This window comes from Drancourtella sp. An12 (assembly GCF_002160935.1).
Lineage (GTDB): Bacteria > Bacillota > Clostridia > Lachnospirales > Lachnospiraceae > Sellimonas > Sellimonas catena.
In genome coordinates this window covers 45007-64513 of record NZ_NFLO01000018.1, presented here as the reverse complement: position 1 = coordinate 64513, position 19507 = coordinate 45007, and the positions used below count along the sequence as shown (strand labels likewise).

The following is a 19507-nucleotide window of genomic DNA, read 5'->3' as shown; positions in this document are numbered from 1 at the left end:
CCCTGCTTCCCCTTCTGTCCACTCCCCGGAACAATGGTTGCAAAAAGCCGCGCCACAGAACATCCTGCAGCGCGGCCGGTGTGGCTTGGGTATTTTTCTGCTATGCTTATGCAAGCAGCTTTTCGGCAAGCTCTGTCATAATCGTGGAAGCTTTTGCAAAATCGCTGTATTTTGTAAATTCTACCGGGCAGTGGCTTCTTCCTTCTTTGCTCGGTACAAAGAGCATCACTGTCGGAAGCACCTGACCGATTTCCAGTGCGTCATGTCCTGCACCACTTGGAAGATATTTGTAGCTGTATCCATGTTCCTTGCAGCTTTCTTCCATGATGCCGAGCATGTCTTTGGAAAGGTCAACCGGTGTGATAACCAGTTTGGTTTCGATATCGTAGCTTCCGCCCATTGCCTTTACCTCACGGTCCAGTGCTGCACGGATGCGGTTTGCGATATCGTTGATATTGTCATTGTTCTTGGAACGGATGTCCACTGTAAACTGGCATTCTTCTGCCACAATGTTCATTCCGCCCGGTACGGTGTTGATATATCCGACTGTGGAAACGGTACCGTCTGCTTTTTCTCTTGCCCAGTCAGCAATCTTGGAAATTACTTTTGTGGCAGCATCCACAGCATCCATTCTCATATCCATCGGTGTGGTTCCTGCATGGTCGGATCTTCCATGTACAGTCACCATGTAACGCTGGATACCTACGATACAGTCAACCAGTCCGATTTCGATGTTCTCAGCATCCAGAACCGGTCCCTGCTCAATATGGGCCTCAAGGAAGTATCCAATGGATCCGTCCGGCCATTTTGCGTCCTCGATCTTCTCCGGATCCAGTCCGTAACCTTTCATTGCGTCATAAATGGAAACGCCATCGGTATCTTTAAATTTCTTACAGTACTCTACATCCCGGTGTCCGAGCATTGCTCCGGATCCGAAGTAGCCGGTACCGAAACGCATTCCCTCTTCATCGCAGAATCCGACAACAGCAAAGTTTCTCTTTGGCTTGATGCCTTTTTCCTTTAGCTGTCTTGCAACTTCGATGGCACAGATGACGCCGGCGATTCCGTCAAAGTTTCCTCCGTTTACAACCGAATCATAGTGCGATCCCATCATAACGCATGGAAGTGACGGGTCTTCTCCTTTCATGATTCCGATCACGTTTCCTGCTGCATCTTCACGGACCTCCAGTCCGGCAGCCTCCATCAGCCCTTTCAGGTACTCAGCCGCGTCTCTTGCCTCCTTTGTGAAAGGAAGTCTTGTACAGCCTTCGCCAGGTGTGGCTGTGTACTGTTTCAGGTGCTCCAGATTTTCTGCAATTCTTCCTGTTACTTCTTCAATTCCCATAGTGTGTTACCTCGCCTTTCTATTTATTTTTAAAACGTGCATACAGATGTCCTTCGATCGGGGAATACAGCATCGCCGCCGCTGTCATGATAAATCCGATCAGACATAGGATGTCATTCTCTAAATGAAGTCCTGTCAGCATGAGGACAAACGCCGCCATGATGACACAAAACGCGATTGTAAGTCTTCCTGGTCTTGTCTGAAAAAATCCTTTCTCTTCCATGTGATCCTCCTTCTTACAGGCTGGTCAGTGCCAGTACAAAGACACCGATCATCAGCGCTGCAGGCACCGTGATAACGATAATTTTTCTGAGTACCTTTCCTTCGCTTCCAAGTATGTTGGCTGTTGTTGTACCAAGCACGATGTTGCTTGGACTGATGGCGCTTCCGATCGAGCCGCCGGATGACTGTGCACCCAGAACAATGGACGGATCGACATTCAGAAGGTTCGCCGTCGTAGACTGGAAGCCTGCGAACAGGATATTGGAACTCATATTGCTTCCGGTCATAAATGATCCGAGAAGACCGATAAACGGTGAAAGGATCACGTAAACTTTTCCGAGCACGCCTGCGATTCCATTTGCGAGGACTTCGGTCTGTCCGGTTCCTGCCATAATCTTTGACATGATGACCAGTCCGATGATCGCCATGCCGGACGGCATCGTCATGGAGACTGCCCTGACAAAGATCCGGCCGATTCCGCCTTTCTGGATCCACCCTTTTTTCTTATAGTAGATCATTCCGATTACGGCCGATACAAAAAGGAACATACTCGCATGGGTAAACGGTGTCCATGGTGAGAAACTCTCCACTGCCTCGTTCACATATCCATATCCGGTCACGGTCTCCGGGAAGGAGAATCCGATCTGCACCTTGCTGAGGAGGGTATGTACCGGCTCCACTAAAAGCACAACCAGCGCGATCACGGATAAGAGGATGTACGGCACAAATGCGTGCAGCAGTGTCATACCTTCCGGTTTTTCCTCTGTTTCCTGTGTATCTTTTCCCCGCTCCATAACCCGGCTGTCCTCCACGCTCCATTCCTTTCGGAACGCCGGAAGCCTCCCGAGCAGCAAAATGGCGATCAGAGAAATGCAGGCCGGAACAAAACATGCGATTGTCGTGTTGACCTGGGTCAGCAGAAGTTCTCCGCCTCCCTGTATTACCGAAAGCAGAACCACGGCCAGAAAGCCTTTGCGGATCGCCTTGCCTTTTCCATAAAACCAGCAGATTGTCATACCGATGATCATGTTCCAGAACCAGATAAAGAGTGCGGTCCAGAATGCGGTAATCAGATATTCCTTACTTCCCGCGCTGAGTCCGGCGCTCATGGCGAGGGCATCCCACGCCGCCGCCAGAGTCCCGAAGGTATTGCCCCAGGACTGTCCAAGAAGCGGAATGATAACCGCCCACATCGGCTTGACTCCAATCCCGATCAGAAGCGGAGCGCCGACTGCCACCGGCACGCCGAATCCTGTGATCCCCTGGAGGAAACTTTCAAAGATCCATCCCATAGCCAGGACTAAAAGCAATTCGTTTGGAAGGAGCTTTCTCATACCGTCCCGGATGACGAAGAAGGCCCTCGTCTCGTTCCCGACCTGATAGAGAAGGACTGCCGTCCATACAATGATCAGAATGGTCAATGCATTCCAGATTCCCTTGCTCCCCTCCGATACAATCACTTTCAAATCTGCCTTATAAAATACGATTCCCGTGAATACGGTAATGGCAAGTCCGACCGGAGCTGCGTCTGTCGCTCCCCACTGAAACTTGATCATCAGCACAAGCAGTACGATGATCGGCAGACATGCCAAAACCCACATAAATAGATTTACTGGTATATTCATACTATCTCTCCCGATTTACATATGAATGACTGTACCCGTCTTTCCCGCGATTCCGTCCGCTGCCTTCTCAAGCAGCGTAATCAGTGTTCTTCTTCCCTCTCCGGACTCGGCAAAACGCACCGCCGCTTCGATCTTAGGAAGCATGGAGCCTTTTGCAAACTGCTCCTGTGCAATGTATTCTTTCGCCTGTTCTACCGTGAGGTCGGACAGCCATTCCTGATTTTCCTTTCCAAAATTGATGGCAACCTTTTCCACCGCGGTCAGAATTACAAGATAATCTGCCCCGATTTTGGATGCCAGGAGGCTGCTTACATTATCCTTATCGATGACTGCGCTCACACCGACAAGTTTTCCTCCTTTGTTAATCACCGGGATGCCGCCTCCCCCGCAGGTAATGACAATGTGCCCTGCGTTCATCAGCGTCCGGATGGTCTCCAGCTCCCGGATTCGTTTCGGCATCGGGGAGGCTACCACCACGCGGTAGCCTCTGCCTGCATCTTCCATGCAGCGGATCCCTTCTGCCTCTTTTTCTTTTGCTTCTTCTTCTGTCATAAATCTTCCGATCGGCTTGGAAGGATGTTCAAATGCCTCATCCTGCTCATCGACTTCCACCTGGGAAAGAATGGTGGAAACCTTCATGTCAAGGTCTCTTCTGTAGAGCTCGTACTTGATGGCATTTTGCAGGTCAATTCCAATATATCCCTGGCTCATGGCCACGCTCGTCGGAAGCGGAACTTTCTTGGATGCCGCCAGATCTTTGTCAAAGTTATCCATTGCGGTCTGTATCATTCCGACCTGCGGTCCATTCCCGTGTGTCACGATCAGATGATAGCCCTGCTGCGCCAGATCGACGATGACCTCCGCCGTCTTCGCAACCGCCTCTTTCTGCTCTTCCACGTCATTCCCCAGAGCGTTTCCGCCCAGGGCAATCACAATCTTTTTGTTTTCCACGGCTTCCTCCTTTTCCGGCTGTTATTCTTTATGAAGTAAAGCCCAGTTTTTCTGCATAAGCTTTGACCGCTTTTTCAAAACACTCGATCGGCGGATGAACTGTTCCGGCTCCGATCTGTCCGTATCCGGCCACTTTATGCGCGATTCCGGTATTGATTACCGGTGTAATTCCTTTTTCTACAACAAGTCTTGCATCGATTCCAAGACAGATTCCCTGGAAGTTCCAGTTCGGAATGATGAAGTTCGGGTTCCGGTCGATGGTAATTTCTGTCATCTCCGTACTTGTACGCAGAGCGTCCTCATAGCCGCCTGCTCCGACAAATCTTGTTACGGCAGGAGCCGCGATCATTGCCATACCGCCGACACCGAAGGTCTCTGTGATGGCACTGTCTCCCATATCCGGGCACGCGTCTTCTCCGTCGTATCCTGTGAAGTAGAGTCCCTGCGGAGTATTCACCGGTCCGGTAAACCACTGATCTCCCATGCCCGCGATCCGGATACCGAATTCGTATCCGTTCCGGCACATTGCTGTTACGATTGTTCCCTTCTGGATCGTCCGTGCCGCATCCATTACAGCCTTTCCTGTGGCCATCATGATGTTCAGGAAGAACTGGTCTGTATCGGAAAGGAACTTGATGACATCGTAGCGGTCCTTCTCGTCCATCTCCATCTTCGTGATGGTCGGCGCTACTTCTTTTAAGAAGGCAAGGGACGCTGCAATATTTCTCTGGTGGAATTCATCTCCCATGGCAATCGCTTTTGCGATCAGCGGATTAACCGCAATGCCGCCAAGCTCGCGTATTGCCTTTCCAAGTGTCGGTCCCAGAATATCTCTCATCCAGCGGAGACGTTCTACGACTTCCTCGGAGTATGCTCCGAAACGGAGTACTTTTCCGATTCCTTCGTTCATGGTGCAGTACGCTTCGTTTCCGTCTGTCATGTTCTTTACAACAAACACTGCCATGTTCGGGGATGTAATACCGCCCATCGGTCCCACCGCATTGACATGGTGGCATGGCATAAATTTGATTTCTCCGGATTCCAGAAGCTTTCTTGCGTCCGCTTCGTTGTCCGCCCATTCCTCAAAGAGGACAGCTCCCACACAGGAACCCTGCATCGGGTCCGGCATGTTTTCATATGCAACCGGAGGGCCTGCGTGAAGGATGACTTTTCCTTCATTCAGCTCCGGAATCACATCTTTTGCTCTTACGTTGTCGATGATCACCGGCTGGCTCGCTACTACTTTTGCGATCACTTCCCGGTTTGCTTCATCGATATCCAGTCCGTCATAGTGGCGCAGGAAATTCAGGATTTTGATCAGTTCCACATTTCCTCCTGCCGGCGGATTCCAGTCATACTGTACGACTTCGCATCCAAACTGCTCTGCCACTTCCGCAAAGCTCTTGAGTCCGATGTTGATGATCTTCGGTTTCTCAGAAAGGAGAGTGCGAAGCTTCTCAGACGGCTCTGCCTTCGGTGCATCTGCCGCTTCTTTCGGGCGTACTTCCTTCACCGGCTCTGCGAAATCTCTTCCGATGGCACGGATTGCCGTACGGCACGCCAGTTTATTATTTTCACAGACAATCACGCCTGCTTCTTTTAATTTATTGACTGCATCGTCATATCCCTGATAGTCTCTTCTCGTTCCGCAGACAGTAGCGATGAAGAATACCTTTCTTCCGGCAGCTTCTGCCTTTGCTTTGAGCTCTTTGATCGTCGGAAGCAGGGCCCCTGCCATATCCTCGTGAGAACCATATCCAAGCATGATGTCCAGAAGAACGGCTCCTGTACTTTCATCATCGACCGCTTCCTGCATACATTCGATTCGTTTTGCAGGGTCGATCATCGGATGCGGTTTACCCTGTGTATAAGCATCATCGCCCAGATCCACAACAACATTGCCGTCAAGCTGAAGCATATATCCTTCGATATCTTCCGGCGGTACTTTCACGTCAAGAGCATCTTTGATCAGCATTGCAGCTTCATTTGCAAGCGTTCCGCCTGAATAGTATGCCTTGATCGTTTTCTTGTCCTCTGCTTTGTAGAAGGTGCTCTCATCTACATCCGCTTCTGCTTCCGGAATTTCTTCTCCTCTCACCAGACCGACTGCAAGTCTTGCGGCCTCATCCAGTGTATAGGCATGGTAGAAGTTCTCCTCATGATATTCCGGCTTTTCTCCTACAAACAGCGTTACAACCGGTTTGCTAAAGCTGCTCAGTCTTGCGGAAATCTTGTCACGCACTTCTTTTGCCGGCGGCTTGGAAACGATGATGACAACCTTTACCGTATCGTCATCTTCCATGGCGTCGATCATATCCATCATGGTAATTCCGCCTACTGCAGCATTTAGGTCTCTTCCGCCGATACCAATCGCGTTGGTCACACCTTCACCCAGACGGTCAATAATCGTTGTCAGCTCCTGGATTCCGGTTCCGGATGCTCCGATGATACCGATGGAACCCGGTGCCACATTATTTGTAAATGCAATCGGAACGCTCTGGATGATACCTGTACCACAGTCCGGTCCCATCACAGCCAGTCCCTTTTCATGTGCTTTCTTTTTCAGTTTGACTTCGTCTTCCAGTGTCACGTTGTCGCTGAACATAAAGACATTCATGCCTTCGTCAAGCGCACGGTCCGCCTCCAGGGCTGCATACGCTCCCGGAATGGAGATGACTGCCAGGTTTGCATCCGGAAGCTTGTCAAGCGCCTTGTCCCAGGACTTCACACTCTCAGATTCCTTCTTGCCGCCGCTCTTTGCAGACTGCTGACGGAAGAACTCTTCTGTCTCGTCCATGATCGTATCCAGAAGGCTTTCATCATCCACGTCCGCAACAACTACCATGTCGTTTGCGGTCGCTTCCATCAGCTCTTCGGTATCCAGGCCGCTCTGTTTGAAGATATCTTTGTTGGCAGGAGTCGCCATCATGATGGAGACCTTCTTCACTCCGTCCAGTGCCGAGATCTTGTTCGTCAGAAGCATCAGCACAACAGAGTCATGATAACTGCCCTTTTTCACTACTGTTTTTAACATGTTTCGTATCTCTCCTATTCTGCAAATCTGTTTTTATGATCGTATCTGTTATAGTGAATATCGTCGCTCTTGAGATATTCATAGATTGAATCTACAATCTCTACTCCGCCGGTCTCGTACGCTTTTTTCTTTCTGATCTGCGCGCGCTCGCCCGGATAGTAGACCTTGTCATATCCTTCCGCTACCGGCATTGCGTTCAGCTCATCGCATGTCGCGGACATGTTCTTTTTGAACTCTTCCAGTCCGACAAACCGTGCCGGGTCCATGACGATGTGCATCTGTCCAAGTTCTCTTCCCTTGGAGCAGTCATGGTACATGGAGCTGACATGTTTTCCGAACGGAACACCTGTCATGATTCCGGAGAATACGTCCACCATCATCATCAGGCCGTAGCCTTTTGCTCCGGCAATCGGAAGCAGGGCGTTTACCTTGTTCGGATCCGTCACCGGATTTCCCTTCTCATCTACTGCCCAGTTATCCGGGATGGATTCTCCTCTGGATCTCTTGTCCAGAATCTTGCCCCACGCCTGTACGGTGGTTGCCATATCAAATACAACGATCCGGTCGTCTGCTGTCGGTGCCGCGAAGGAAATCGGGTTGGTTCCATAGTAAGGCTCCGTTCCTCCCGGAGGTACTGCCATCGGGTCTGACTGACAGAAAGAAATCGCCGCCAGATCCTGTTTTGCAGCCATCTCTGTGTAGTAACCGATGGAGCCGCTGTGGGAAATGTTGCTGATTCCGATCACTGCGATTCCGTTTTTCTTCGCCATCTCGATGGCCTTGTCCATCGCTTCCTTGGCAGCCGCATAACCGCATCCATTGTCCCCGTCAAACATTCCAGAACACGGTCCTGTCTCCTTGAATGTGAAATGCGGATTTGCTGTAATTCCGCCTTTTGCGATTCTCTCGCTGTAGTACTCCACACGTACCGCTCCGTGTGAATGATAACCCCTCTCATCTGACCATGTCAGAATTTCTGCTGCAATCTCTGCATGCGCTTCGTTCAGGCCCGCATTCATCAGTTTGTTTTTCATCAGGCCTTTCAGTTCTTCCCTAGATAGTTTCATAGATTCATCCTCTCCTTAATCTTTATTCCCTTCTGAGATATGTTAGTTTTATTATCCCAATTTGCGGCTCTCTTTTCAAGCAGATAACTAGATAAACTGAAATTTCATTTTTATCTATTTTTGTGCATTTTGTCTGTTTTTTGTCAATTTCAGCCGTCCTTCTGTGCAAAACAGCAGAAAGCCCGCTGTCAGGCATGTCAAAAGGCTTTTTCCCGGTCCGGAATAATGAAACCGGCATTATCCAAACTGGATAATGCCGGTCTCTGCGCAAACAAATCTATTTAAACTATTAGGGAATCGTCTGTTCCGGTACTGCCTAGAGCTGTACGTCTCTGTTGCAGTCTTTGGAGTAGATGTAGATCAGATCTTCATCCTTGCCTACTCCGTAGCATGCCTGCGGGCAGTAGCAGTCCATGAATACATAGTCGCCTTTCTTTAACGGAATCCAGTCATCTCCGATCCGGTACATTGCCTTGCCCTGAAGGAAGTACATACCATGCTGCTGGATATGTGTCTCGATGTATCCGTGGGATCCGCCCAGTTTGAATTTCAGAAGATGCATGTTCATATCAAAACCGAAATCTCCTGCTGCCGGAAGGAAATCCTTGCTGTGGCAGTTTTCCATTCCTTCGTATGGCATCCACGGTGTGTCATTGATATTTGCGACAACAGTGTGTGCGCTGTATCCTTCTACTGCTTCGTATCTACGTTTGTATGCGAAAAGTTTAGCGTCTTCTTTTCCTTCGTTTTTAATTGCGATCGTGTTGCTTGCAGGGGAGTAAATGTATCCGCCCTCTGTCAGAGTTGCTTCCTCATCTGCATTCTTTACTGTAATGCTTCCTTCGATCACATAGATGAAAGATTCCAGTCCTTCTCCGCCGAATGCCGGGTTGCCTCCATTTTCATGTACAGTGATCAGGTAATCTGCAAATGTCGCTCCCATTGCCGGGGATCCGAGGATCGTCACGTCACAGTTTTCATATCCCGGGATTGCGTTCTTTACGATTCCGTCCGGCTCGATCACAGCATAGCTTCCCATCTTTACAACGGATCTTGTATTCAGAAGATCTTCACGATATCCTGTCTGACCATTTAAATAGCTCATAACATTAACCTCTCTTTCATTTTTAATGACCGTTCAGTCTCTATGTCTCTATTATTGCAATTTCATTTCTCTTTTTCAAGCAAAATATAGGATAAAATCCCTCTATTTTTTTATCCATGTTTCCCCTGTTTTTCTCCTGTATGGGCCGGTGTTCTTCCAATTTGTACCGGAAAGTGTTGATTTTCACAGTTTCTACTGCTATACTAGGGGCACATTCTTTCCCGCCTTTTCCTACAAGGCCGGGACACTTCTTGTTATCTATTGATTCAATTCTATTTTCAATTCAAAGGGGGCTTCTGCCTATGAAGAAAAAACAAAGAAAAATCACATCTAAAACTAAAAAACGGAACCGGTCTCTGGGCAAACCTGTCAACCGGAAGTACAAAGATACTCTTTTTCGTATGATTTTCCGGGACAGACACAATCTCTTATCCCTCTATAACGCATTAAACCACTCTTCCTATACGAACGAAGAAGATCTTGAAATCACCACTCTGGAAGACGTCATCTATGTAGGAATGAAAAATGACGTATCTTTTCTCTTTTCCAGTACTCTGAATCTGTACGAACATCAAAGCACCTTAAATCCCAATATGCCAATCCGCGGCCTGTTTTATATGGCGCGAATTTACCAGAACTATATCAAGAAACACGGACTGAATCTTTACAGCACACGACGGATTCCTTTACCCGTACCGGTATATGTGGTATTCTATAATGGACAAAGCGAAGAATCGGAATACCGGGAATTAAACCTTTCAGATTCCTTTATGAAATCTGCGTTTGCGGGACAGGCGGCACTGGAATGCCGGGCACTGATGCTCAACATCAATCTTGGGCACAATCAGGAACTTCTCGAAAGCTGTAAAGTTCTATGGGAATACTCCTACTTTATAAATGAAGTAAGAGAGAACCAGAAACAGGGGCTTGCCATAGAAACAGCGGTCCAGGAAGCGCAGAAAAGCTGTATCGAAAAGGATATCCTGAAGGAATTCCTGGAACAAAACAGCGCGGAGGTGAGCGATGTGATCCTGGAAGAATTTGATCAGGAAAAATATGAGGAAGATCTTCGGCGGGAAAGCTGGGAGGATGGCAGAATCGCCGGTATGGAAGAGGGTAAAAGTATCGGAAGAGAAGAGGGTAAGACCATCGGAAGGGAAGAAGGCAAAGCATTGGAAAAGAAAGAACTGCTGGTCAATCTGTACCGTAAACATTTGCTGACTTTGGAACAGGCCGCAGAGGAATATGGTACAACAACAGAAGAATTCCGAAAATTTTTATTGTAAGAGAACAACAAGAAAGACGAGGATCGTAGATTATGATGCTGATGAAAGAATTTGAAACAAAAGACAGTGCTTTTCCGGTACGGGCCATTCTGTATGAAGACCCGACTGTCACTCCGAAGGCATGTATCCTGTATTTTCATGGAGGCGGCCTGCTTTACGGCAATGCCGAAGACCTGCCGTCCCTGCATCTTCGTACTCTTACCGGAGCCGGATACCCGGTTGTCTCTTTTGAGTATCCTCTGGCCCCGGCCGCGAAGCTGGATACCATCCTCTCAAGTGTCACAGATTCCATCAATCATTATCTGCGCCACTGGGAACAGTATGTGCCGAAAAAGCTTCCGTACATCCTCTTTGGACGTTCCGCCGGAGCTTACCTCTGTCTGATTGCGGCGGCCCACGGGAATCCGGATGAGAAACCTGCCGGAGTTCTTTCTTACTATGGATATGGATTTCTCTGTGACAACTGGTTTGACTCCCCGAGCCCTTACTATCAGAATCTCCCTGCCGTATCTGCATCATGCCTTGACGCTGTTCCGCAGGAAATTCACTGCTCCGGAGATCTTAGTACCCACTACAGTGTCTATGTTTACGCCCGCCAGACCGGAAACTGGAAATCCCTCGTCTATGAGGGCCGGGAGAAGTTCTTCTACCTTGACTACTCTCTTCGTACCAGTGACACACTCCCATGTCCGCTCTTTGCGGCACACAGCACAAACGATCCGGATGTACCGTACTCAGAATTTCTGGCACTGTGTGAAAAATATCAACCGGCACGTTTCATTTCCGCCGGAAACGTCCACGACTTTGACCGGGACGAGGAGGCGCCGGAAACATCCCGGCTTCTTGAAGAAACAGTGAAATTTCTGGATGAAATTATACAGAGTTAACAGTGAGGGGCTTTTATGACTGATTTTAAAAAAATACAGGAGTATTATAGCGTATTTAACGAAGATGAACGATTAACCACTGATTACAGCGGAAAACTGGAATATGACATGACCATGAGAAAACTGAAAAAATACCTCCCTGAATCCGCAGCAATATTGGACTTAGGCGGTGCCGCAGGAGCTTATACATTTCCCCTGGCATCTCTTGGATACCAAATGTATCTGGCCGATCTATCAGAAACACTAATTGACAAAGCAAAAGAAAAAGTAGATGCTTTGAACGAAAAAAATGTAATTTCCTGCAATGTCGTAAACGCAATAGATTTAAATATTTATGAAGACAATCAATTTGACGTAGTTTTATTGTTTGGCCCTCTATACCATCTGTTAGAAGAAAGCGAACGGCAAAAATGTATCAGCGAAGTGTCTCGGGTTCTGAAAAATGGCGGTTTGGTTTTTGCGAGCTTTATTCCTTATCTTTCCGGAAGTATCGCAATTGTAGACAGATATTGCCGACATCCAGAACAGGTAAACAAAACCAATTTGCGTGAGGTATTCCATTCAGGTAAATTTACCAACATGGATCAGAACGGATTTCAGGAAGGCTATTATCCTTCCTCTGATCAAATCGAACAATTATTTGCAAAGCATCATTTTACGAAAATTTCTATTTCATCTATACGCGGCTTTGGTTACGAAAAAGAGGAACAGTTATATCATATCCCTGACAGGGGAATGTTTGATGAAATCCTTCACCTCATAGAAGAAACTTCGGAAATTAAGGAAATTATTGAAACCTGCGGGCATGCCATGTATATTGGTTCTAAAAACTAAATTTTCACGATCGAAACAGTTAAAAAGACACCCCGGTGTTTTGCTTTGGGGTGTCTTTCCATAACAAATAGTTTCTCTTTTCCATTCTTAATCTTCCGGTACGCCAGGCACAATCCGCTCCGGCTCGGTGTAATTCCAATCCCCTGGATCTACGCGAATCCGTGTCGTATAGACTGGTTCCAGCGGCGGGTTATACTTTCCCGGTGTCTCGTCCGTCGGACGATATCCTAGTTCTTCCACCACTTCCTGTCCTTCCACTACTTTTCCGAAGGCTGCATATTTTCCATCCAGCCGTTCCGCCGGGCGGTGCATGATAAACCACTGTGTCGCCGCACTGTCAAAATGTGATCCTCGGGCCATGGAAATCACGCCTGTCTCATGTTTCAGTGGATTATGAAATCCATTTTCTTCAAACTCTCCCTTGATAGAGAACTCATCATTCGGCTGATGGCAGGTTCCTGTCAAAGAGCCTCCCTGCAGCACAAATTCTTTCACGATGCGGTGAATCTTCCGCCCGTCATACCGTCCGCTGTTTGCAAGCTGAATAAAATTATTTACTGTATTTGGCGCTATGTCAGGATACAGTTCCAGAACAATCTTGCGCCCGTCATCCAGTTCCATTGTCGCCATTGGATTTTTCATTTCTATTCCCTTTCAAAAATCGTTCCCTTGCAGAACGGTGCCGCACTCTTCATCTTCTTCATCAGGAAGTAATATACAACTCCCGTCGGGATGAGGCTGACATACCATGAAAGCTCCACAATCAGCAGGGAGCAGAGGGAACCGACGATAATGGCGATGATCGCCGCCCAGTTCACACCCTTAAATGATCCCTGTTTATCGTACATCATATTGATGTCAAGCTTCTGTCTTCTCAGAATGAAGTAATCTACTGCCATTACCGCGAAGATCGGTCCTAGGAACGCGGAGTAGAACTGTGTGAACAGATTCAGTCCTGCTGCGGATTCATCGGTTACCAGCTTCCATGGCATACAACAGATGGAAAGGACACCGACAATGACGGTGGAAAGTTTCCATTTTACGTGGAACGCTTCCATCAGCACGTAAGCCGGAGGCACGATGTTGTTCAGCACGTTTGTCGTCACCTGTGCAAATGCGATGAAAAGCAGGGTAACGACAGTGAGGAATTTGCTTCCCATTGTTGTAGAGAATACTACAACCGGGTCACTGTTTCCGGTTGCCGCTGTAACAAGCAGTCCGATCAGCCCCATGAAAAGAGTAACCGGAAGAATTGCGATCGTATAGATCGATCCTGTTTTGACCGGCCCTACATTTTCCTTTACGTTACGGGAATAGTCGGATGCATTGATAATCATCGTGGAATAAATACCAAGGAATGATGTGGTGGCTGCCCAGAACGGCATTCCCCATGTCCCCTTGATTCCGGAAAATACATCATCAATCTCCGTAGAAAACTGTGTCCGTACCACGTACAGCATATAAATCAGGATGGCAATGATGAAGATACAGGAAATATTCTCCATCCATTTGATTCCCTCAAATCCTTTGATTGCCAGTGCCACCTGAAGAATCGTAAACAGGACGTAGACAACCGGAAGATTGTCAAACCCAAAGAGGATGTCCAGACAGCTGTTGATGGCTCCTGCTCCGACCCAGCTCTGAAATCCGAACCAGATGATCGCCGGGATTCCTCGTAAAAGTCCCGGCACCTTGATTCCTGTCGTACCAAAACTGCTCCGAAGCTGTACCGTAAACGGAATTCCGTATTTATGCCCACACTGTCCGATCACGACAAGGGCAACCGCGATAACCAGACATCCGATCACCATGGCAAGTATGGCCTGTGTCACGGTCAGGGCTCCGATCAGTCCTGCACCCATGGAAAAGGTACCGATCGATACACAGCCGCCCATGAAGCTTGCCGCATAGGATACCGGATCCATAATTCTCTTTTTCGTCGGCTGCAAATCCGGATCTACGTTTTTCGCCAGTTCCGGGTTCAGATTTTTGTTGTCAACAATATTACTCATAATTTTTCCTTTCCTTCCTGCGGGCTGATCAGGATAATCTTCTGACCAGCATGCCTGCTCCTTTTTCTCCTGTTACTTTTCCATCTTCCGCAGCCACTTTTCCGCGAAGGATTGTACACACCGGAAGTCCCTTTCCTTTCATTCCGACAAAAGCAGAAATCTTATTTACATAGAGAAGGGAATCCGCCGTAATCTCCCACTCTTTTTCCGGATCGACAATCAGAAGATCCGCATCAAACCCGATCCGGATATCTCCCTTTTTCCCGTAGATACCGAACGCTTTGGCCGGGCGCACTGACATGGCATCTGCCAGAACACTTGGAGAAAGATTTCTCTTTACGCATCCCTCATAAAACGCCGTCTGGAAACCGCTCTGGATTCCGCTGATACCGCCCCAGACATCAAACACATTTTCAATCTTCTTTCCGAGAATCTCATTGTATTTCTCATCGTAGGAGCACGGAGAATGATCACTTGCAATTCCGCTGAATGTGCCGTCTTCCACATAGGACCAGAGACGGTCTACTTCCTCCTGGGAGCGAAGCGGCGGAGCACATTTAAAGAGCGGTCCGTTTTCAAGGACATCCTTATCCGTCATGCTCAGATAATGGGAACAGGTCTCAGCAGTGATATCATAGCCTTCCTGCTGTGCCTCCTTGATCTTCTGGGCTACATCCGGGCTGCTGACATGACAGATATGCGCTTTACATCCGGTTGCTTTTGCAATCTCAATAATATCCACCATCGCAAGCATCTCTGCGATCACCGGACGGGAGTCCAGAAATCCCTGCCAGTCAAGCCGGCCTTCCCGGATCATCCGCTGCTCCTGCCACTTGATGGTGGAGAAATCTTCACAGTGAAAACCTGCCCTGCCTCCGAACTTTTGAATTCTCTGCATGGCCTCATACGCCTGTCCATAATTCAGAGAACTGTAATCCGGAGATACCGGACCGATGAAGGATTTGAAAGCGACGCACCCTTTCTCATGAAGTCCTTCCAGATCATCAAAGTTGTCCGGAATCAGGCCGCCCCAGAAGCAGTAGTCCACATAAGCGTTCAGATCCACCGCCTCCACTTTCCTGTCAAAAAGCTCCGCCGTCGTCATGGCCGGTTCATTCTGAAGGGGCATATCAATAATTGTCGTGTAACCTCCGACTGCCGCTGCCGCCGTACCGTGCGCGTAATCTTCTCTCCATTCATATCCAGGATCGTTTAAATGCGCATGGGTATCGATCGCACCCGGGAACACATATTTCCCGCCTGCATCGATCACCTTTTCGGCTTCAGGCTCCTCTCCCGGACTTAAAATCGCGGCAATCTTCCCGTCTTTTACGGCAATGTTTCCGTCTTCCACAGAATCTGCCGTCACGATTTTTCCGTTTTTCACCAATAATTCGTACATCTCTCTCCTCCTTCTCTTCCTTTCACTTCTTTTCACGTTGTTACTATAGATTTTACCAGTTCGGCTCTCCGAATTCAACAAAAGAAAAGGTGCGCAGACCCGGCTGTTTTCCGAATCCGCACACCTCTTTGTGCTTTTTACTATGTATTAATATTTTACAGTCTTTTTGCCGTTGTAAACGTCGTAATCAAATTCACCGATCTTGCATGCAACAAGCATTGCAACCATAACGTCTACGTCTACGTTCATCAGTGTACGGAACATTCCTGCGAACCAGTCGATACCGATCAGTACTGCGATACTGTCCATCGGCAGTCCCAGTGAGGATGCCAGGAATGTATATACAATTACAGATCCGCCCGGAACGGAGATTGTTCCCAGACACATCAGGCAGGAAAGAAGAATCGCCATACCCATCTGATATGCACTTAACTCAACTCCTGTAGCCTGTGCCATAAAGAAGATCGCAACCACGTAACACTGAGCCGCACCACAGCTGTTCATAGACATGGTGATCGGTCCTGTGAAGTCTGCAACCTTACGGCTGACACCGAATTTTTCCACTGCATCTTCCATCTTCGTCGGAAGACAGATTGCACCGGATGTCGTTGTGATCGCCATCATAGACATCTTGGCAAATTTTTTCGGCATCTTAAACAGGTTGACCTTGCACAGAGCCGCGGTAAGCGGTCCAAATACGAGGAACTGAATCGCGTCGCCGACAAGGAGAATTCCGAGGAATTTAAGCATCGGCTTAATTACGTCCAATCCTGTCTTTCCTGCAACGTCTGCCAGCAGACAGAAGATACCGATCGGAGCAACTTTCATGACAATCTTGATGATATTGGTGATAACCGTATTCACGCCAATTACCAGATCTGCAATATTTCTGTTTCCGGTCTGCTTTGTGTACTGTCCCATCGCAACACCAAAGAACAGGGCGAATACGATACACGGTACCATGGAACCTTCTGCCATCGCCTGAATAATATTCGTCGGTACAAAATTTGTAAGCGTGTCCTGTAAAGATGTGGACTCAACCGCTGCTGCCGCAACTTCCTCCGCAGAAGATAAATCCGCTCCAAGTCCCGGCTTAACCAGCATCGCCAGCGCGGCGCCCAGTCCAGCTGAGAAAATCGTAAACACGATAATCCATTTGAATGTATGGAAGCCCATCTTTCCTACATCCCGTCCGTCTCCTCCACCGACAGCGCCGGCCACAGCGGACATAACCAGAAGCACTACTGACATCTGAATCAGACGTAAAAAGATATCGCCGATAAATTTCAGATTAGATGCCCACGGTCCTACAATCGTTCCAAAGGCAAGACCGCCGACTGTAGCAATCAGGATCTGCGTTGTCAATGAAATTGAGAATTTTTTCTTTTTCTCCATCCATCTTTCCTTCCTTTCTCAAAACTTGGTTACTGCCTAACCAGATGATATATTGTAATTCTATCGGATAAAGTGTCAAGTTACAATGTAGAAAAGAAGTAAAAAAAAACTTCTTTTTTATCCACCTTGTATAATTTACCCGTTATATTTGCCATTTTCTCGTCTTTTTGCTAAAATTTTACCTGATATAGAAACAATATTCCGCGTAAGAGAGGGTTTATATATGAAATACCACATTACGGAGACGGCATCTTTTGCTGCCGGTATACTCAGTCAATATTCCACCGGAACGGTTCATTCTGTATACCGGAAAACAATCAATCTGCACCTTGGTCCGGCGCTCGTTGCCCTGCAGGCAGCCTCCTCTCCCTTATCCCCGGTCAGCCTGATCACAGATCTGCAGGCTCCGGAAATGGAAGCACTGTCTATCCAGCCGGAAGATCCGGTATCCACAGACGGCCAAAGCATTACGATCCATTCCCACGGCACCCGGATCATTTTCAATCTGTCCGACGCCCTGGTTTTTGACTCGTTTCTCCCGGATCAGGCTGTTCCGGTTGATACTTCCGCCGTAAAAGAGGCTATCTGTCTGTCCGGCTCCGGCGGCTTTTCCGAGCTTTTTTCTCCGGAACCGCAAAAGGATTCTTCTGATTTTGGGAAAGAGGCTTTTCTTGCCGTTGCCGGAAAACGCCTCGAAGATGCCAGGCATCTGGCCGCTTCTTCCTGTTATGAGGAATCTTCCACCTCGCTTGCCGGTCTGATCGGCCTTGGCATCGGCCTGACTCCGTCGGGAGACGATTTTCTCTGCGGTTTCCTTGCGGGCCTGCGCTTTGCCGGACAGTGGGAGCACCCTTTTGCCCGGCTTCTCCGGAAAGAAATTTCACAGCATCTTGGCGATACGAACGATATCAGCCGGACGTTTCTTTCCTGCGCTCTCCAGGGGCATTTCAGCCGTCCGGTAAAAGAGCTTCCCTGCCCGGATTCCCGCAAGATCCTTTCCTCATTTTCTCAGATCGGCCACTCCTCCGGGATCGACACACTCTGCGGAATTTTCTATGCTTCCTGTTTCTTTGCGGCGTTCTCGTAAACGTCCATCGCTGCGTTCACAGCTTCGCCTGTAGATACTTTGACGCCGTTTCTCTTCATGACTGCTTCCAGTGCGCCAAGAAGAATCAGGATGTTTCTCTTCTGGCTTGAGTAGCCCATGTTTCCGATTCGCAGGATCTTTCCGTCCAGCGGTCCGAAAGAAGTTGCAATCTCGATTCCGAATTCATTTAACATCATGCCGCGGATCGCTTTTCCGTCAACTCCTTCCGGAATATTGATCGCTGTCACAACCGGCATTTTGTGTTCCAGATCTCCGAAGATGGTAAGGCCCATCGCCTGTAATCCGGCTGTCAGTGCCCGGTCATTTAATTGATGTCTTGCAAACCGTGCTTCGAGCGTTTCCTCCACGATACAGCGGAGTGCTTCATGCACCGCATACTGCATGCTGGTTGCCTCTGTATGGTGGTTAAGCCGGCGCGGGCTCCAGTAATCTTCCAGCTGTCCAAGGTCCAGATAGTTGCTTGGGATTCCGGCAAGCTGCCCCGCCACATCATCCGCCGTACGGATTCCTTTCTCCACACGTTTTCTCGCTTTGACAATCTGCTCGATCTGCTCATTGTAAGTGATCAGGGCAGAGCCTGACGGAGCGGAAATACATTTCTGTGTCCCGGAGATGCAGGCAGATAATTTCCATTCATCGACTTTTACTTCTGCTCCTCCCAGAGTTGCCACTGCATCTACAATCAGAAGGGCTCCGTACCTCTCGCAGATTTCTCCGATTTCTTTCAGCGGCTGCATCATGGATGTAGAAGTCTCCCCGTGGATGCAGGCTACTGCCTTATAGCTGTCTTTTTTCAGCGCATCCTCCACTTCCTGCGGATCAAACACAGTTCCCCATTCTTTCTCCAAAAGCGTGATCTGCGCTCCGCAGCGCTCCAGGATCTCCGCCAGCAGATATCCGAAACGTCCGAATGCCGGGATCAGTACTTTATCCCCCGGACAGATGGCTCCGGTAAGAACCGTCTCAAGTCCTCCTCTGGAGGTAGTATCCACAAGATATGTCTGACGGTTTTTCGTCTGGAACACATAGCGTTCCATCTCCATTGTCTCATTCATCAGTTCGGTAAACTCCGGGTCAAACTGTCCCAGAATATGTGCACTCATCGCGCGCAGCACACGTGGGTCCGCTTCAACCGGTCCCGGTGTCATCAGTGTGCGTGGTGATGGATTGATTTCTTTGAATTTTCTCATGTTTCTTTAACTCCTTTTCCTACTTTACAAACCCTTTTTTCGAA

Annotated in this window: 17 protein-coding genes; 4 read left to right on the top strand and 13 right to left on the bottom strand. The window is 48.4% G+C overall.

Going from position 1 to position 19507, the window contains the following annotated elements; all coding sequences use genetic code 11:
• Positions 1 to 106: 106 nt before the first annotated feature.
• The 8 genes from B5E64_RS13900 to allE all read right to left on the bottom strand — a co-directional run bounded on the left by B5E64_RS13900 (position 107) and on the right by allE (position 9349).
• Positions 107 to 1345 (bottom strand): M20 family metallo-hydrolase, encoded by a 1239-nt coding sequence (locus B5E64_RS13900; RefSeq protein WP_087169061.1) that lies wholly within the window; start codon positions 1343 to 1345, stop codon positions 107 to 109.
• A gap of 19 nt (positions 1346 to 1364) precedes the next feature.
• Complete coding sequence (locus tag B5E64_RS13895) at positions 1365 to 1568, bottom strand: hypothetical protein (RefSeq protein ID WP_087169060.1); 204 nt, start codon at positions 1566 to 1568, stop codon at positions 1365 to 1367.
• 13 nt (positions 1569 to 1581) lie between these two features.
• Positions 1582 to 3192, bottom strand: coding sequence for an L-lactate permease (locus B5E64_RS13890; RefSeq protein WP_087169059.1), 1611 nt, complete (start codon positions 3190 to 3192; stop codon positions 1582 to 1584).
• Positions 3193 to 3207: 15 nt separating this feature from the next.
• The gene (arcC, locus tag B5E64_RS13885; protein WP_087169058.1) at positions 3208 to 4143 is read right to left on the bottom strand and encodes a carbamate kinase; all 936 of its coding nucleotides are present in this window, start codon (positions 4141 to 4143) and stop codon (positions 3208 to 3210) included.
• A 28-nt stretch (positions 4144 to 4171) separates the two neighbouring features.
• The gene (gene fdrA / locus B5E64_RS13880) at positions 4172 to 7177 is read right to left on the bottom strand and encodes a DUF1116 domain-containing protein (RefSeq protein ID WP_087169057.1); all 3006 of its coding nucleotides are present in this window, start codon (positions 7175 to 7177) and stop codon (positions 4172 to 4174) included.
• Between the two features lie 14 nt (positions 7178 to 7191).
• Positions 7192 to 8244 (bottom strand): ureidoglycolate dehydrogenase, encoded by a 1053-nt coding sequence (gene allD, locus B5E64_RS13875; protein WP_087169056.1) that lies wholly within the window; start codon positions 8242 to 8244, stop codon positions 7192 to 7194.
• Between the two features lie 22 nt (positions 8245 to 8266).
• Positions 8267 to 8482 (bottom strand): hypothetical protein, encoded by a 216-nt coding sequence (locus B5E64_RS18080; protein ID WP_162610196.1) that lies wholly within the window; start codon positions 8480 to 8482, stop codon positions 8267 to 8269.
• 78 nt (positions 8483 to 8560) lie between these two features.
• Complete coding sequence (allE, locus tag B5E64_RS13870) at positions 8561 to 9349, bottom strand: (S)-ureidoglycine aminohydrolase (RefSeq protein WP_087169055.1); 789 nt, start codon at positions 9347 to 9349, stop codon at positions 8561 to 8563.
• 302 nt (positions 9350 to 9651) lie between these two features.
• On the opposite strand from allE, the gene B5E64_RS13865 reads away from it, so the two are divergent.
• From B5E64_RS13865 to B5E64_RS13855, 3 genes are read left to right on the top strand one after another with little or no spacing between them, the layout of a single operon-like run.
• Positions 9652 to 10635: an Rpn family recombination-promoting nuclease/putative transposase gene (locus B5E64_RS13865; protein WP_087169054.1), complete on the top strand. Its 984-nt coding sequence runs from the start codon at positions 9652 to 9654 to the stop codon at positions 10633 to 10635.
• A 32-nt stretch (positions 10636 to 10667) separates the two neighbouring features.
• Complete coding sequence (locus tag B5E64_RS13860) at positions 10668 to 11522, top strand: alpha/beta hydrolase (protein WP_087169053.1); 855 nt, start codon at positions 10668 to 10670, stop codon at positions 11520 to 11522.
• Positions 11523 to 11537: 15 nt separating this feature from the next.
• Positions 11538 to 12356 carry a class I SAM-dependent methyltransferase gene (locus B5E64_RS13855; protein ID WP_087169052.1) on the top strand — a complete coding sequence of 273 codons (819 nt, stop codon included), beginning with the start codon at positions 11538 to 11540 and terminating at the stop codon, positions 12354 to 12356.
• Between the two features lie 87 nt (positions 12357 to 12443).
• Here the strand turns inward: B5E64_RS13855 and B5E64_RS13850 are convergent, their stop codons facing one another.
• The 4 genes from B5E64_RS13850 to B5E64_RS13835 form a co-directional block, all read right to left on the bottom strand.
• Positions 12444 to 12998, bottom strand: coding sequence for a peptidylprolyl isomerase (locus B5E64_RS13850; RefSeq protein ID WP_087169051.1), 555 nt, complete (start codon positions 12996 to 12998; stop codon positions 12444 to 12446).
• A gap of 2 nt (positions 12999 to 13000) precedes the next feature.
• Complete coding sequence (locus B5E64_RS13845; protein ID WP_087169050.1) at positions 13001 to 14368, bottom strand: NCS1 family transporter; 1368 nt, start codon at positions 14366 to 14368, stop codon at positions 13001 to 13003.
• A gap of 28 nt (positions 14369 to 14396) precedes the next feature.
• Positions 14397 to 15770 (bottom strand): allantoinase AllB, encoded by a 1374-nt coding sequence (gene allB, locus B5E64_RS13840; RefSeq protein WP_087169049.1) that lies wholly within the window; start codon positions 15768 to 15770, stop codon positions 14397 to 14399.
• A 147-nt stretch (positions 15771 to 15917) separates the two neighbouring features.
• A complete protein-coding gene (locus tag B5E64_RS13835) occupies positions 15918 to 17165 on the bottom strand; it encodes a dicarboxylate/amino acid:cation symporter (protein ID WP_087169048.1) in 1248 nt (415 codons plus the stop codon).
• 223 nt (positions 17166 to 17388) lie between these two features.
• Here B5E64_RS13835 and B5E64_RS13830 point away from each other — a divergent pair, with 223 nt between their 5' ends.
• Positions 17389 to 18252 (top strand): DUF2877 domain-containing protein, encoded by an 864-nt coding sequence (locus tag B5E64_RS13830; protein WP_140398863.1) that lies wholly within the window; start codon positions 17389 to 17391, stop codon positions 18250 to 18252.
• Here B5E64_RS13830 and B5E64_RS13825 read toward each other — a convergent pair.
• The gene (locus B5E64_RS13825) at positions 18219 to 19463 is read right to left on the bottom strand and encodes an alanine--glyoxylate aminotransferase family protein (protein ID WP_087169047.1); all 1245 of its coding nucleotides are present in this window, start codon (positions 19461 to 19463) and stop codon (positions 18219 to 18221) included. The two genes, B5E64_RS13830 and B5E64_RS13825, sit on opposite strands and share 34 nt — an antisense overlap.
• Positions 19464 to 19507 lie beyond the last annotated feature (44 nt).